Origin of the sequence: Colwellia sp. MB02u-6 (genome assembly GCF_014077095.1) — a bacterium.
Classification (GTDB): domain Bacteria; phylum Pseudomonadota; class Gammaproteobacteria; order Enterobacterales; family Alteromonadaceae; genus Cognaticolwellia.
In genome coordinates this window covers 44,356-60,127 of the sequence record NZ_JACGVG010000014.1, presented here as the reverse complement: position 1 = coordinate 60,127, position 15,772 = coordinate 44,356, and the positions used below count along the sequence as shown (strand labels likewise).

The window sequence follows — 15,772 nt, the reverse complement described above, 5'->3', positions numbered from 1 at the left end:
TTTTATTTTTTTTATTTTTTTTATCTCGATTATAACTTTTTTATATAATGATGCGGTCTATTTTTCTCCTTTAGAGCATTGTCTTAAATTATTAGTTAGTTTTTTAGCTTCATTTTCCATAGTTACGCTGTATAAAATTTATTTTGATGATGTATTAAATACAATTATTAAACATATCCAAATAGTTTTTTTAATTAATTGTGCCTTCGTGGTATGTGTGATGCTTTCTTCTGGTTTTAAGTCAATAGCTAGCGTTTTATTAACACAAAATTCTAAAATGGTCATGCTTGCAAGTGAATCAATACGGTCATTCGATTTAGTCATGGGGGGGGGGGCGGTAGCTTCAGTTGTGTTTAGTGTTTTTTTTATGTTTAGCCTTTCTTCTTTTTTAATTGATAGGAATAAACTTTCTTTAATTTCGATGGTTTTTGCGTTTTTAGCTATTTTATTTACTGGTCGAACCGGGCTTTATCTTACTTTCGCATTTATAGTTCCAGTTTTGTTAAGCTTTAATTACTTAAGTTTTAATAGATTTATGGTTGGCAAAGTCCTAAATAATGTAATTGTTGGGGTTTTCGTTTTTATGGTTCCTTTAGGCATATTTGCATTTCTTACCAATGTACTAACTCCTGAAATATATAACTTGTTAATAGATAACAACTTTAGCTGGGCTTTTGAGCCTATAATAAATTATATAAATACTGGTGGTTTTAGCTCTCTTTCTTCGAATCGTTTAATGGAGATGTATAGTAATGATCAACTTAGTTTTGGTAGTCTATTTTCACTTCTTGGGACATCGATGTCAGGTAGAGATTTAAATAATATATTGAGAACAGATATTGGTTATTTAAGAGCTCTTTATACCTCCGGTTTTATTGGTCTTATTGCTATCTTCGGCAAGTATATTTATTTGTTGATTATTGCTTTTAATAAAATTAATAAACGAAAATTTAAACGTGCTGAAATTCCTTTTCTTATAGGTATCATTTATTACCTTATTATTATTTTTATTGTTAACTTCAAGGAATATCACATGGTAATAAGGTCCGGTTTACCGTTATTAATGATTTTTATGCTGACTTTATTTAATTTAAAAAGAAAAATAGAAAATTAATTTATATTCGGCACTTAAAAATATCAATTGTTACGCTTATTGATTGTCTGATTAATCATAGGTACAAGTCTGTAAAATAAGGATTTTTCATGAAAAAAATTATAAAAAATGAAATAGAATATTACACCCGGGAAGGTCTTGAACTACACCAAAATAAACTCTTGGAGCTTTTAAATATAGTTTCTGAAATATGCTTTCAAAATAATATAATTTTTTGGCTTGATGGCGGTAGTTTATTAGGACAAGTTAGACATAACAAAATGATTCCGTGGGATGATGATATAGATTTATGTATTCCGATTTTAGATTATCAAAAGCTTATTTTATTACTTGATGAATATTCGAAGAAAAATAAAAAATTTACACTGTTATATAAAGATAGAAATCTTATAAGTTGGAGCGAGTACTTTGGTTTTACTGATTATGTATGTGAGTATAAATGGGGAGCAATAAAGCCCATTAGGATAGATTTAATCCCAATAAAGGAAATTGGGTTTGACGTAATTGAAAATGACGAAATGGAAGTGGACAGAATATCGAAATATTTTTATGATAAAAATGATCTAGATATCGATTTTGATAATGTTTTAACAGCGTATACCGATAAGAAGAAGTCTATTTGTGAATATAACAGCTATATGGAAAACAACTCTGAATTTGAAGGTGATTGTTTTTTAGTCAAAGGCCATGGGCAATTCTCACCAATAAAGAAAGTTATTAAGTCAATTGTTTATCCTTTAAGAGAAGAGCATTTTTGTGGAATAAAAGTACTAGTACCTAATAATAAGGAAGGCTATTTAATTCAAAGTTATGGCTTAAACTATATGAGCCTTCCTCCATTAGAAAAACGTAAGCCGATGGCCTTCTCGGCATATCCCACACCCGGCTTTGACGATAGAATCGATGAGGTTATACATTTCGATTACACAAGATTTTTTTACAAAAACAGATTCTTGTCAAACTTCAAGTTTTTATTTTTTCTTGTTAATACATTTGGTTTTATTTACATGTTGAAAAGAATAAAAAGAAATATGAGTATTTTTTTTAGGCTTAAAAGTAGTTAGAGGTAATTATGAAAAAGATAGGTTATACAACTGGTGTATTTGATATGTTCCATATTGGGCACCTTAATGTGTTAAGAAGAGCTAAGTTAGAGTGCGACTACTTAATAGTTGGAGTTACAACTGATGAGTTGTCTATATCTGGTAAAAATAAAGTTCCAGTAATTCCATTCATGGAACGGATGGAAATTGTTGAATCTATTAAGTTTGTTGATGAAGTTGTTCCTCAAGTCAATTATGATAAACATGATGCTCATAAGAACATTAAATTTGATATTATGTTTGTTGGGGATGATTGGAAGAATACAGAGAAATGGAATCTAATAGAGAAAGACTTTATTAAACTAGGAGTTGATATATATTATTTCCCATACACCAGCCACACTTCAAGTACTCTTTTAAGAAGTGTACTAATTAAAATAGATGAATCATAGAGTAGTGTTATTCGTTATCCTCTATAGAATTAATTTGGGTAATAATTATTAATAGTATTCAATCCTATAAATTAAGTATAAATAAAATCTATGAAAAATTTTTATATTGCAATAGTTAGCCATGGACATGATAGTTTCTTAATTGAAAATAAAGAATTATGTGATATAAGCCTTCTAAATAATGTTCATGTGTGTATAAAAGATAATCTTGGTAGTGAAAGTTTAAAGGTATTTTGTAAGAATGTAGGCTTTGAATATATAAGCTTGCCGCTAGGGATAGGGTTTGGGGATAATAATAATGAAATATTTAAACATTGCATCTCTAATGGTATGCAAGATGATGATTGGTTTTTAGTCATTAATCCAGATGTTAAAATTGATATTAGCAACTTTACAAACCTAATTAATGAGTTAGAGTATGAATCTAATAATTTATTAACAGTTAATTTGTTTAAAGATGAATCTTTAACCTCTTATGAAAATTCATTACGTTATTTCCCTAACTGGTTAGGTATTTTTTTTCTTATATTAAGGAAACCATTAAACCCCTCTTATAATAAAAAATTCGTTAAAAATAGAGAGCAGGTTGAATGGGCTTCTGGTGCATTTCTGATTTTTAAATCCATATTATATAAGGAGTTAGGTGGTTTTGATTCTCAATATTTTATGTACTTCGAGGATGTTGATATTTGTTTTAGATCTAGAAAACAACAACAACAACCCGTAGTTTTTTATAAAAACATTCACGCTGTCCATAAAGGAGCTTATGCTAATCGAAATGTTTTTTCAAAACATTTTCGTTGGTATTTAATGAGTTTATTTCGCTTTCTATGGAATAAGAATAAAAACCTGTAAACTGATGTTGAAACCCATCATTTTATCAAAAAAATTAGTGACCATACATTTTATTTGAATAAAGAAGTATAAATGGAACCGTTCAAAACGGCAAAAAATTGCAATAGCAGGTACCGGCTATGTAGGTTTATCAAATGCGATGTTATTGGCACAGCACAATGAAGTTGCTGCTATTGATATCATTCCTGAAGAAGTAGTGTTATTAAATACAGGTAAATCACCTATTGAAGATGTTGAAATATCCGACTTCTTGATTAATCGAGAGCTAAACTTTAAAGCTACTTTAGATAAAGAAACAGCTTATAGCGGTGCAGATTATGTCATTATTGCTACACCAACTGTTTACGCACCGCAACTAATTACTTTAATACGTCAACTGTAGAATCTGTAATTAAAGATGTAATGGCGATTAATCTAACTGCTTGTATGTTAATTAAATCAACTGTTCCTGTTGGCTATACAGCACGCATTTGTGAAGAACTAGGTTGTGAATGTTTAATCTTTTCTCCTGAGTTCTTGCGTGAAGGTAGTGCTTTATACGATAACCTTCATCCATCGCGTATTATAGTCGGCGAAGATTCAGAGCGTGCTCGTGTGTTTGCTGGTCTGTTAGTTGTAGCTGCTTGGAAAAAGATATAGATGTACTCTTTATCCGCTCTACTGAAGACGAAGCCGTTAAGTTATTTTCTAATACGTACTTAGCGATGTGTGTTGCTTATTTTAATGAACTTGATTCTTATGCAGAAGTACATGACTTAGATTCTCGTTCAATTATTGAAGGTGTTAGTCTAGACCCTCGTATAGGTCAAGTCATTATAATAATCCTTCATTTGGTTATCGCGGTTACTGTTTACTAAAAGATACCAAGCAGCTATTAGCTAATTATGCTGTTGTACCTAATAATATGGTTGATGCAATTGTTGATGCCAATCGTACACGTAAAGACTTTATTGCAGATTCTATTGTTGTAAGAAAACCGACAATTATTGGGGTTTATCGCCTAGTAATGAAATCAGGTTCAGATAACTTTAGAGCTTCTTCTATACAAGGGATTATGGAACGTATCAAAGCAAAAGGCATTGAAGTCGTTGTTTATGAACCAGTACTGCAAGATTCTGAGTTTTTTAAATTTTGTGTGATTAATGACTTAGAAGAATTTAAATCTATTTCTGATGTAATTGTTTCAAACCGCATGGTCGAAGAATTAGCTGATGTTGGTAACAAAGTGTATACACGCGATTTTTTTGATAACGACTAGATTTAAATTATTGTTGAGCAATCCTGACTATGTCAGGATTTTCTTTAAGGAAGAAATATGAAATATTTAGTTACCGGCGCTGCTGAGTTTGTTAAGTGGTATCGCGATTATTACAATTTAAAAGTAGAGGTTTAATTATGAAAGGAATTATTTTAGCTGGCGGTAGTGGTACTCGCTTATATCCATTAACGAAAGTTGTAAGTAAACAGCTTATGCCTGTTTACGATAAACCAATGATCTATTATCCATTGTCAACACTGATGCAAGCCGGTATTCAAGAAATACTCGTTATCTCTACGCCTGATGAGATTCATCGTTTTGAACGGTTGCTTGGTGATGGTTCAAATTTTGGCGTTTCATTATCTTACGCTGTTCAACCAAGCCCAGATGGTTTGGCTCAAGCGTTTATTATTGCAGAAGACTTTCTTTGTGGTGATGGCGCAGCATTAGTTCTTGGCGATAACATGTTTTATGGACATGATTTAGTTAAATCTTTAGTTAGTGCCCGTACTCGTGGTGCTGGTGGTACGGTATTTGGCTATCACGTAGCAAACCCTAGCTCTTACGGTGTGGTTGAGTTTGATGCTTCAGGTAAAGCAATTTCTGTCGAAGAAAAACCAGTAGTGCCTAAATCCAACTATGCTGTTCCTGGTTTATACTTCTTTGATTCACGGGTTGTTGAGTTTGCTAAAAATGTTAAACCTTCTGATCGTGGCGAATTAGAAATTACTGAGGTTATTGAGCAATATTTGCGAGTTGGAGAACTTAACGTTGAGATTATGGGTCGCGGTACTGCTTGGCTTGATACTGGAACTCACGATGATTTATTAGCTGCCGCTCAATTTATTTCAACAGTTGAAAAACGTCAGGGGTTGAAAATTAATTGTCCAGAAGAAATAGCATTTCGTAATGGCTGGATTTCGGCTGATGAACTACGTGAATTGGCTGAGCCACTTCGTAAAAGTGGTTATGGCGAATATTTAATAAATATTATTGATGAGAGAATTTTTTAAATGAAGTACATCAAAACGTCAATTCCTGATGTTGTGATCCTTGAACCTAATGTTTTTGGTGATGAACGTGGTTTTTTTATGGAAACCTTTCGGCTAGTTGAGTTTAACTCTGAGTGCTGCGAACGTAATTTTGTTCAAGATAATCATAGTAAATCAGCACATGGTATTTTAAGAGGGTTACATTATCAGCTTGAAAATACTCAAGGGAAGTTAGTTAGAGTTATAGCTGGTGAAGTATATGATGTTGCTGTTGATATGCGTAAATATTCTCCTACGTTTGGTCAACACGTAGGTGTTGTGTTATCTGCTGAAAACAAAAAACAATTGTGGGTGCCAGAAGGCTTTGCACATGGTTTTTATGTGATGAGTGACTCGGCTGAGTTTGTTTATAAATGTACTGATTATTATACTCCAGAGCATGAAGTATCTTTATGCTGGAACGATCCAAAGCTAGGTATTGATTGGCCATTAAAAGGTGGTGTGCAACCGTCTTTATCTGAAAAAGATAAGACAGGCGTATTGTTATCCGACGCTCCTACGTTTTCTTAATGATTAACTCCTTTCCTGTCTATTGGTTATTTAAATGAATATTGTTGTTATTGGTAAAAGCGGCCAGCTTGCAAGTGAAATCGCTAAACTTTCAGTTGATGATACTAATATCATTTGTCTAGGGCGTTTAGATATTGACTTGCTCAATGTAGACTCTATATCTGAGAAATTAATAGACCTGGCTGCAAATGCAGTAATCAATGCTTCTGCTTATACTGCTGTTGATTTGGCTGAGACTGAACCAGAACAAACTTACCTTTTAAATTCAGAAGCTGTTGGCAATCTTTCAATGGCGTGCGCAAATGTAAAGATAAAGTTAGTTCATGTTTCAACTGATTTTGTCTTTGATGGTAAAAGCAACTTGCCTTATTCCGTTAACGATACAGTAAATCCAATAAGTGTGTATGGTGCAAGTAAAGCAGAAGGTGAAAAGTTAATTCAGAAATACTTACCAGAACAAAGTTGTATTATTCGAACATCTTGGGTTTATTCAACGTTTGGCAATAATTTTGTGAAAACAATGATTCGTTTTATGGCTGAGAAACCTGAACTCAGTATTATTTCAGATCAAATAGGAACACCGACTTTTGCAGGCGGTTTAGCTAAGATCTGCTTGCATGCGGCAATGAACAATACCCGGGGTATACATCATTATACGGACAATGGTGTGGCAAGTTGGTATGACTTCGCTGTAGCTATTCAAGAGTTAGCTATTGAAAAGGGCCTATTAGATAAAGTAATACCTATTAAGGCAATAGGCACTAAAGACTATCCGACTCCAGCTACTAGGCCCAACTATAGCGTATTAGATAAAAGCACTTTAAAAGAACAGTTTCCTAACATTGAATTAATGCATTGGCGTAAGCAGCTGAGTAAAATGTTAGATGTTCTAAAATTAGAATTAAGCTAAATAAAAGAAAGTATAAATATGAAAAAATTATTAGTTACTGGTGGTGCTGGTTTCATTGGCGCTAACTTTGTCCATTACTGGTTAAGTAAATATCCAGAAGATAACGTTGTTGTGCTTGATGCATTAACTTATGCAGGAAACCTAGAGAACTTAGCTGTAGTTCAAAACAATGAAAACTTTAGTTTTGTTAAAGGTGATATTTGTGACCAAGCATTGGTTGAAACATTACTGATAGATCATCAAGTTGATACCTTAGTGCATTTTGCCGCTGAATCTCATGTGGACAGATCGATAACTGGCCCTGATGCCTTTATTGAAACCAATATACTAGGTACTTATTCATTATTAAAGGCGGCTAAGAAGTGCTGGCTTGATGACCGAGACAAACCTTTTGAACATAGATTCCATCATGTATCAACAGATGAAGTATATGGTACGTTATCTGCATCGGATCCTGCTTTTACCGAAGATACTGCATATGCCCCTAATTCCCCATATTCAGCAAGTAAAGCGGCAAGTGATCACTTAGTAAGAGCATATCACCATACTTATGGTTTAAATGTGACAACAAGTAATTGTTCTAATAACTATGGTCCTTATCATTTCCCTGAAAAGTTAATCCCTTTAGTAATCACCAATATATTGCATAATAAGTCGTTACCTATTTATGGTGATGGCATGCAAATTAGAGACTGGTTATATGTAGAAGATCACGCTTACGGTATCGATTTAGTATTAAACAAAGGCCGCATAGGTGAGAACTACAATATTGGTGGTAACAATGAATGGGCCAATATTAATATTGTGAAAGAAGTTTGTGCGTTAGTTGAAACTCGATTTGCAGAATCCTCAGAGCTTGCAACTAGATTCCCTGAAGCACTTGCAGCAATAGAAGCTAATACAGAGTCTTTAATTACTTATGTAACAGATAGGCTTGGTCACGATAGACGCTATGCTATTGATGCTACAAAAACTAGGGTTGAATTAGGTTATGAACCGAAAGAGACTTTCGAAACAGGTATTGCTAAGACCGTAAGTTGGTATTTAGATAATGAAGCTTGGTGGAAAGCTGTGATGGATGGTTCATATCAGGACTGGGTTGAGGGGCAGTATTCTTAAATGAAAAAATCAAATATATTATTAACGGGGGCTACTGGTTTCTTAGGCAAGCCTTTAATCAAAAAGTTAAGTAACGAATTTACAAAGAGTAATATATTTCCTGTTCTTCGTAAAAACTCTACTTCATTTGATGAATTCAGACATATTGTTGTTGATGATATAAACTCAACAACAGAATGGTCTGATAAATTGCAAGATATTGATTGTGTCATTCATTGTGCTGCCCGTGTACATGTAATGAATGAGGTTGATGAAGATCCTCTCGAAGCCTTTCGTGAAGTAAATGTAGGCGGCACATTACAGTTAGCACAGGCTGCTTCTAAATCGGGTGTTAAACGTTTTATCTTTGTTAGCTCTATCAAAGTTAACGGTGAAAGCACTACAGAACGATTACCTTATCAATCATCTGATACATCTAACCCTGAAGACCATTATGGTATATCAAAGGCTGAAGCTGAAGAAGGCTTGAAAAAACTGGCAGAAGAAACTGGAATGGATGTTGTTGTTATTAGACCTCCTCTTGTTTATGGACCAGGCGTAAAAGCAAACTTTGCCGCTATGCTTAAACTAGTATCTACGGGAGTGCCTTTACCTTTTGGATGTATTAATAATAATCATCGTTCAATGGTTTATGTTGAAAACCTAATTAGCTTAATTATTGAATGTATTAACAACACAAATGCTGCTAATCAAACATTCTTGATATCAGATGATGATGATCTATCTACTAAAGCTTTTGTACAAGGTTTAAGTAGGGCTTTGGGTAAGTGTAGTTTTATGTTACCAGTGCCGAATACTGTTTTCTCTTTAGCTGGAAAAATATTGGGTAAAACAGCTATTATTGATAGGTTATGTGGTTCTTTGCAAGTCGATATAAAACACACAAAAAACACATTGAATTGGCAACCACCATATTCTGTTGAACAAGGTTTTGCAGCCACAGCAAAAGCTTTCAAAAAACAGTTAGCTCTAAAGCATAAAGCTAAATTTTAGCCCTAAACTTTAAGCTCAGATATTTAACCTTAAACAACTCCGTTTTAATTAGAGAACACTTTCATGACCTTTTTTGTTATTCGATTATTAGATTTTATTTTTGCTTTTTTTGGCCTTATATTTGGTTTTCCTATTTTAATTATCTTAACCATTATTGGATATTTTGATACAGGTTCTCCTATTTTTATTCAAGAACGAGTAGGGAGAAATAAGAAACCTTTTAATTTGATTAAATATAGAACTATGACGGTTGGTACTGCTTCTGTGGCAAGTCACTTAGCTTCAAGTGCTTCAATTACTCAATTTGGTAGCTTTTTACGTAAAACTAAACTTGATGAATTACCACAGCTGTGGAATGTACTCAAAGGCGAAATGAGTTTAGTGGGCCCACGTCCTAACTTGTTTAACCAAGCAGAGTTAATTCAAGAGCGTGATTCACATGGCGTTTATAAAGTACGTCCTGGTATCACAGGCCTTGCTCAAGTCAATGAAATAGATATGTCTACGCCTGTATTACTGGCTAAGACTGATGAAAAGATGATTTTAACTTTGACTATACGTTATTATTTTAAATATATACTCCAGACTATTACCGGTTCAGGTAGTGGTGATAGAGTCACCAAAGATTAATGAGAGACGGATTTTATGAAAATTGCTATTGCCGGAACAGGATACGTAGGTCTATCAAATGCTATGTTATTAGCACAACACAATGAAGTTATTGCTGTTGATATTATTCCTGAAAAAATAGCGCTACTAAATTCAGGTAAATCACCCATTGAAGATACTGAAATATCTGATTTTTTGACTAATCGAGAGCTTAATTTTACAGCGACTCTAGATAAAGAAGCAGCTTATGCGGGAGCAGACTATGTAATTATTGCAACACCGACTGATTATGATCCAGAAACTAATTACTTTAATACGGCTTCAGTAGAGTCTGTTATTAAAGATGTTATGGCAATCAATCCATCTGCATGCATGGTGATTAAATCAACGGTACCTGTAGGTTATACTGCCCGTATTCGAAAAGAGTTAGCTTGCGAAGGCTTGATTTTTTCCCCTGAGTTTTTACGTGAGGGCAAAGCACTTCATGATAACCTTTACCCATCACGTATTATTGTTGGGGAAGATTCAGACCGCGCTCGTAAATTTGCGGGGCTTTTGGTTGAAGGCGCTTGGAAAGAAAATATTGATGTTTTGTTTATCCGATCTACAGAAGCTGAAGCGGTTAAATTATTCTCTAATACCTACTTAGCGATGCGAGTTTCCTACTTTAATGAGCTTGATACTTATGCTGAAGTGCATGATTTAGATTCTCGCCATATTATTGAAGGTGTCAGCTTAGATCCCCGTATAGGAAATCATTACAACAACCCTTCATTTGGCTATGGTGGCTATTGCTTACCAAAAGACACCAAACAACTACGTGCGAATTATAAAGATGTGCCTAATAATATTATTAGCGCGATTGTAGATGCTAATAGCACGCGTAAAGATTTTGTTGCCGACTCAATTATTGCAAAAGCGCCTAACGTTGTTGGTATTTATCGATTAATTATGAAAGCGGGATCAGATAATTTTAGAGCATCATCAATACAAGGTATTATGAAGCGAATTAAAGCTAAGGGTATTGACGTCGTCATATATGAGCCGGTAATGGAAGAAGATGAATTCTATCATTCAAAAGTGATTAAAAGCTTGTCTGAATTTAAAGCTATGTCTGATGTGATAGTGTCTAACCGAATGGTTGATGAATTATCAGATGTGGTTGATAAAGTTTATACACGTGATTTATTCGGTAGTGATTAGTAAAGGAATTTAAAATGAAGTATTTAGTAACCGGTGCCGCCGGTTTTATTGGTAGTGCGGTAGTTGAACGCTTGTGTGCTGCAGGGCACGATGTAGTAGGCATCGATAATATCAATAACTATTATGATATTGCATTAAAACAAGCACGATTAACACGAATAGAGCATGCCTCATTTAGCTTTATCAAAATGGATGTTGCAGACCGTATTGTAATGGCCGAGTTATTTGCGGATCAACAGTTTGATAAAGTTGTGCATTTAGCCGCTCAAGCAGGTGTACGTTACTCTATAGAAAATCCAATGGCCTATGCCGATAGTAATTTAATTGGACACTTAAATATTTTAGAAGGGTGTAGACATAATAATGTGAAGCACTTGATCTATGCATCATCTTCTTCTGTGTATGGTTTAAATAATAAAGTACCATTTTCAACTAAAGATACAGTTGACCATCCTGTGTCACTTTATGCGGCAACTAAAAAATCTAATGAGTTAATGGCACATAGCTATTCTCATTTATATAATATACCTACAACAGGTTTACGATTTTTTACGGTTTATGGTTCATGGGGGCGTCCTGATATGGCCCCTTATATTTTCACTAAAAAAATATTGAATGGCGATACCATCGACATCAATAATAATGGTGATATGTGGCGTGATTTCACTCATGTAGATGATATTGTTGAAGGGGTTATTCGCATTGCTGATGTCATTCCTGAATGTGATGCACAGTGGAAAGTTGAAACAGGTAGCCCTGCAACAAGTTCAGCGCCTTATTCAGTCTATAATATTGGCCACGGCTCACCAATTAGCTTAATGGATTTTGTTAAAGCCATTGAAGATGAGTTAGGAATTGAAGCGAAAAAGAACTTCCGTGAAATGCAACCAGGTGATGTATATCAAACTTATGCTGATACCCAAGACTTATTTAAGGCGACAAGTTATGTGCCTAAGATATCTGTTAAAGAAGGTGTTGCTGAGCTTGTAGCTTGGTATAAAGATTTTTATAAAATATAAAATACAAAGGACGTTGCAATAATGAAAGCAGTAATCCCAGTAGCAGGTTTAGGTACGCGTATGCTACCCGCTACAAAAGCTATCCCAAAAGAAATGTTGCCTATTGTTGATAAACCTATGATCCAATACATTGTTAATGAATGTGTTGCTGCAGGTATTAAAGAAATAGTGTTAGTTACGCATTCTTCTAAAAATGCCATTGAAAATCATTTTGATAAATCTTTTGAATTAGAAACAACGTTAGAAAAACGCGTTAAACGCCAATTATTAGATGAAATTCAAGCCATTTGCCCTAAAGATGTCACTATATTACATGTTCGTCAAGGTGAGGCTAAAGGTTTAGGGCATGCGGTATTAAAAGCTCGGCCTATTATTGGTAATGAACCATTTGTGGTTGTACTTCCAGATGTTATTTTAGATGATACAACAGCGGATTTAAAAACGGAAAACTTAGCGGCAATGTTAACCCGTTATAAGGAAGTAGGAGGTTATAGTCAGATAATGGTTGAGCCTGTTCCTATGGATAAAGTAAGTAGTTATGGCGTAGTTGATTGCGCTGGCTATGAATTAGTACCGGGTGAATCTAAAGCAATGACTGCTGTTGTTGAAAAACCACCTATTGATGAAGCGCCTTCAAACTTAGCTGTGGTTGGACGCTATGTATTATCAAATAAAATTTGGGATTTACTTGAATTTACGCCCCCTGGTGCAGGTGATGAAATTCAATTGACCGACGCTATCGCAATGCTAATGAAGCTTGAAACCGTAGAAGCTTTTCATATGACAGGTAAGTCTCACGATTGTGGTTCTAAGCTTGGTTATATGAAGGCTAATGTTGAGTATGGATTACGTCATGCAGAATTAGGTGATGATTTTAAAGCTTATTTGTCTGAATTGATAGGATAAGTATCTATAATATAGTGTGGATTATCGGGTATGACAACCAAGAGCTTTGATAGAAATAGCAAAGTAATAAAGCTGTATAAATATGCAACAACCTTCTTCTTTATATGTATAATACACATCCACTTAGTCATATAAAAAACTTAATGCATAGCTAGCTATGAAAATGAAATTTAAGTGTCTTAAATTCAGTCTGTTTTGAGTTTGCCGCGCCCTTACAAACGTGCCATTTTGTTGTTGATAGATTATGTATTTTTACTGTGTGCTTTTTGGCTGGCATTATTTACGCGCCTTGATAGCTATACGCCTTTATTTGATAAAATTATTGGATCGTTTTTATCTGCGCTCTACCGCTAAGTTTAATCGTTTTTGTAAAGTTTGGCCTTTATCGTGCAGTACTGCACGATATGAGTATACAATCGGTTTGGGCTATAGCCTTAGGTAGTGGTTTTCCTGCCCTGTTTGCCATTTATATTTCCTTTGGCAAATGGGCTTTAATTAGCTGGATAGATGACAAAATTTTGTAGAACCTAGAACCTAGAACCTGAACCTAGCACCTTAAGTAGTAAAAGGAACTTGTAATGGATAGTTTTATCCGCTCAATTATCAATGCATCACGGGCAAAAAAGCGCGTGATTACTTTGTGTATCGACTCGCTTTTTATCGCCATGGCTTTTTGGTTAGCGCTTATTGTTAGGCTTGATAGTGTTGAGCCTTTAAAAAATGCCGATAACTGGTTGTTGTTGGCTTTATTAATACCCATCAGTTTATATGCATTTATTAGCTTGGGCTTATACCGTGCCGTGCTTAGATACATGAACTCGCAAGCACTCTGGGCCATTGTATTAGGTACAGTAATAACAACCGTTGTGCTGGTGTTATTAGCTTTTTTTATCGGTGTGGGCATACCGCGCACTATGCCGTTTATTTTTGCTTGGTTATGTTTATTAACCGTGGGCGGTTCTCGCATATTAGTCAGGGCACTTATTGGCAAAATGACCACCAGTAATAAAGAGTCGGTGATTATTTATGGTGCGGGCTCTGCCGGTAGGCAGCTTGCTACGGCGTTAAATGCAGGCCCTGAATATTTTGTTAGTGTGTTTATTGACGACGACGTAAACAAACATAGCTCAATAATACAGGGTATACCCGTATGTGCTTTTAGTAACATAGATGAGTTAATAAAAAAACGTAAAGCCACTAAGGTGTTACTGGCCATGCCGAGTGCTACACGTGCAAGGCGTAAACAGGTATTGGTTCAGCTAGAGTCCCTAACGATTAAAGTACTGTCTATTCCAAGTATGGCTGATGTGGTTGAAGGTAAAGCAAAGCTGTCTGAATTTAGAGATGTTGGTGTTGAAGACTTATTAGGGCGCGACCCTGTAACGCCTAAACCCGAATTAATGACCGCAAATATAAGCAATAAAATCGTTATGGTTACCGGTGCGGGGGGCTCTATTGGTTCTGAGCTTTGTCGGCAAATAGTTAAAATAAAACCAACAAAGTTAGTGCTTTTTGAGCGTAGTGAAATTGCGCTTTACTCTATTGAAAAAGAATTAGCTGAATACATTACTCGCCAAGCACTAGCCATTGAGTTAATTCCTATTCTGGGCTCAGTGCAGCGTGTTAACCGCCTTGAAACTGTTATGCTGACCTTTGGTGTGCAAACCGTTTACCATACCGCAGCCTATAAACACGTACCCTTAGTTGAGCACAATGTAGTTGAAGGGGTGCGTAATAATGTCTTTGGTACCTATTATGCGGCCAAGGCTGCTGTTAACGCTAAAGTGGCTACCTTTGTGCTTATTTCTACCGATAAAGCCGTACGCCCCACCAATGTTATGGGGGCTACAAAACGTATGGCCGAGCTCGTACTGCAAGGCTTAGCACAAGAGCAAGGTAGCAAACATAATACCCGTTTTTGTATGGTGCGTTTTGGCAATGTGCTTGGCTCTTCGGGCTCTGTAGTACCCCTATTTCGTCGCCAAATAGAACAAGGCGGCCCAATTACCTTAACTCACCCCGATATTACGCGTTACTTTATGACCATACCCGAAGCCGCCCAACTTGTAATACAAGCAGGGGCTATGGGTAAAGGTGGTGATGTGTTTGTGCTCGACATGGGCAATTCTGTAAAAATAAAAGACCTAGCCATTAAAATGGTCAGGCTGTCGGGCCTGGAAATTAAAACAGAAGATAACCCGCATGGCGATATAGAAATAAAATGCACCGGCCTTCGTCCAGGTGAAAAACTTTATGAAGAACTGCTAATAGGCAATAACGTATCGCAAACCGCCCATGAGCGTATAATGACCGCCAACGAAGTTATGCTGCCGCTTAAAGCACTCAATGTATTTATTGATGCCTTAGATATTGCTTGTCATAACTTTGAGCATGAAACAATTCGCCAGCTATTACTCGACGCACCTACAGGCTTTAACCCTACCGATGGTATTTGTGATTTAGTGTGGAATGCTAGGTCTGAAAATGTGGTGGAGGAGAAGGTTTTGAGTAATGTGGTTAATTTGAAAAACTAACAAATAGTTGATAGCTGTCAGATTTCAGCTTTCAGCAAGACATTAGGCCAAGTTCGGTGTTTAGTTTTGCTGTAAGTGCGGTTTTATAGCGTGTGCATCGCCCGAAAAAAGCGATATAGAAAAAGAGGTTATGAGGGTGCTGTGCTTTATAGGTGTAATAGGAGTAATAGACGATATGCTTATGCTTTCTCATTA

Annotated in this window: 14 protein-coding genes and 1 pseudogene; all 15 read left to right on the top strand. The window is 35.4% G+C overall.

Going from position 1 to position 15,772, the window contains the following annotated elements; all coding sequences use genetic code 11:
- Window positions 1-1,114: hypothetical protein (locus H4J46_RS00270; RefSeq protein WP_220462889.1), on the top strand; the 1,114-nt coding region annotated here is incomplete at its 5' end.
- A gap of 89 nt (window positions 1,115-1,203) precedes the next feature.
- Window positions 1,204-2,178 (top strand): LicD family protein, encoded by a 975-nt coding sequence (locus H4J46_RS00265; RefSeq protein ID WP_182231603.1) that lies wholly within the window; start codon window positions 1,204-1,206, stop codon window positions 2,176-2,178.
- A gap of 8 nt (window positions 2,179-2,186) precedes the next feature.
- The gene (locus tag H4J46_RS00260; protein ID WP_182231602.1) at window positions 2,187-2,609 is read left to right on the top strand and encodes an adenylyltransferase/cytidyltransferase family protein; all 423 of its coding nucleotides are present in this window, start codon (window positions 2,187-2,189) and stop codon (window positions 2,607-2,609) included.
- 90 nt (window positions 2,610-2,699) lie between these two features.
- A complete protein-coding gene (locus tag H4J46_RS00255; protein ID WP_182231601.1) occupies window positions 2,700-3,464 on the top strand; it encodes a glycosyltransferase family 2 protein in 765 nt (254 codons plus the stop codon).
- Between the two features lie 58 nt (window positions 3,465-3,522).
- A pseudogene (locus H4J46_RS00250) lies at window positions 3,523-4,722 on the top strand (nucleotide sugar dehydrogenase).
- Between the two features lie 137 nt (window positions 4,723-4,859).
- Entirely contained in the window at window positions 4,860-5,735 is an 876-nt protein-coding gene (gene rfbA / locus H4J46_RS00245) for a glucose-1-phosphate thymidylyltransferase RfbA (RefSeq protein ID WP_182231600.1), read from the top strand.
- The gene (rfbC, locus tag H4J46_RS00240) at window positions 5,736-6,284 is read left to right on the top strand and encodes a dTDP-4-dehydrorhamnose 3,5-epimerase (RefSeq protein WP_182231599.1); all 549 of its coding nucleotides are present in this window, start codon (window positions 5,736-5,738) and stop codon (window positions 6,282-6,284) included.
- Window positions 6,285-6,318: 34 nt separating this feature from the next.
- Complete coding sequence (gene rfbD, locus H4J46_RS00235) at window positions 6,319-7,194, top strand: dTDP-4-dehydrorhamnose reductase (protein ID WP_182231598.1); 876 nt, start codon at window positions 6,319-6,321, stop codon at window positions 7,192-7,194.
- A gap of 18 nt (window positions 7,195-7,212) precedes the next feature.
- Window positions 7,213-8,313 carry a dTDP-glucose 4,6-dehydratase gene (gene rfbB / locus H4J46_RS00230; protein ID WP_182231597.1) on the top strand — a complete coding sequence of 367 codons (1,101 nt, stop codon included), beginning with the start codon at window positions 7,213-7,215 and terminating at the stop codon, window positions 8,311-8,313.
- The gene (locus H4J46_RS00225) at window positions 8,314-9,306 is read left to right on the top strand and encodes an SDR family oxidoreductase (protein WP_182231596.1); all 993 of its coding nucleotides are present in this window, start codon (window positions 8,314-8,316) and stop codon (window positions 9,304-9,306) included.
- A gap of 63 nt (window positions 9,307-9,369) precedes the next feature.
- Window positions 9,370-9,936, top strand: a complete 567-nt coding sequence (locus H4J46_RS00220) for a sugar transferase (protein WP_182231595.1) — start codon at window positions 9,370-9,372, stop codon at window positions 9,934-9,936.
- Between the two features lie 15 nt (window positions 9,937-9,951).
- The gene (locus H4J46_RS00215; protein ID WP_182231594.1) at window positions 9,952-11,118 is read left to right on the top strand and encodes a nucleotide sugar dehydrogenase; all 1,167 of its coding nucleotides are present in this window, start codon (window positions 9,952-9,954) and stop codon (window positions 11,116-11,118) included.
- A 14-nt stretch (window positions 11,119-11,132) separates the two neighbouring features.
- A complete protein-coding gene (locus tag H4J46_RS00210; protein WP_182231593.1) occupies window positions 11,133-12,137 on the top strand; it encodes an NAD-dependent epimerase in 1,005 nt (334 codons plus the stop codon).
- A 21-nt stretch (window positions 12,138-12,158) separates the two neighbouring features.
- On the top strand, window positions 12,159-13,043 hold the full coding sequence (gene galU / locus H4J46_RS00205) for a UTP--glucose-1-phosphate uridylyltransferase GalU (protein WP_182231592.1): 885 nt from the start codon (window positions 12,159-12,161) through the stop codon (window positions 13,041-13,043).
- 578 nt (window positions 13,044-13,621) lie between these two features.
- Complete coding sequence (locus H4J46_RS00200; protein ID WP_182231591.1) at window positions 13,622-15,577, top strand: nucleoside-diphosphate sugar epimerase/dehydratase; 1,956 nt, start codon at window positions 13,622-13,624, stop codon at window positions 15,575-15,577.
- Window positions 15,578-15,772 lie beyond the last annotated feature (195 nt).

Coding starts and splice junctions, on each gene's coding strand:
- H4J46_RS00260 (WP_182231602.1), top strand. CDS start 2,187: ATGAAAAAGATAGGTTATACAACTGGTGTATTTGATATGTTCCATATT.
- H4J46_RS00225 (WP_182231596.1), top strand. CDS start 8,314: ATGAAAAAATCAAATATATTATTAACGGGGGCTACTGGTTTCTTAGGC.
- rfbB (WP_182231597.1), top strand. CDS start 7,213: ATGAAAAAATTATTAGTTACTGGTGGTGCTGGTTTCATTGGCGCTAAC.
- rfbA (WP_182231600.1), top strand. CDS start 4,860: ATGAAAGGAATTATTTTAGCTGGCGGTAGTGGTACTCGCTTATATCCA.
- H4J46_RS00265 (WP_182231603.1), top strand. CDS start 1,204: ATGAAAAAAATTATAAAAAATGAAATAGAATATTACACCCGGGAAGGT.
- rfbD (WP_182231598.1), top strand. CDS start 6,319: ATGAATATTGTTGTTATTGGTAAAAGCGGCCAGCTTGCAAGTGAAATC.
- H4J46_RS00215 (WP_182231594.1), top strand. CDS start 9,952: ATGAAAATTGCTATTGCCGGAACAGGATACGTAGGTCTATCAAATGCT.
- rfbC (WP_182231599.1), top strand. CDS start 5,736: ATGAAGTACATCAAAACGTCAATTCCTGATGTTGTGATCCTTGAACCT.
- H4J46_RS00255 (WP_182231601.1), top strand. CDS start 2,700: ATGAAAAATTTTTATATTGCAATAGTTAGCCATGGACATGATAGTTTC.
- H4J46_RS00210 (WP_182231593.1), top strand. CDS start 11,133: ATGAAGTATTTAGTAACCGGTGCCGCCGGTTTTATTGGTAGTGCGGTA.
- galU (WP_182231592.1), top strand. CDS start 12,159: ATGAAAGCAGTAATCCCAGTAGCAGGTTTAGGTACGCGTATGCTACCC.
- H4J46_RS00200 (WP_182231591.1), top strand. CDS start 13,622: ATGGATAGTTTTATCCGCTCAATTATCAATGCATCACGGGCAAAAAAG.
- H4J46_RS00220 (WP_182231595.1), top strand. CDS start 9,370: ATGACCTTTTTTGTTATTCGATTATTAGATTTTATTTTTGCTTTTTTT.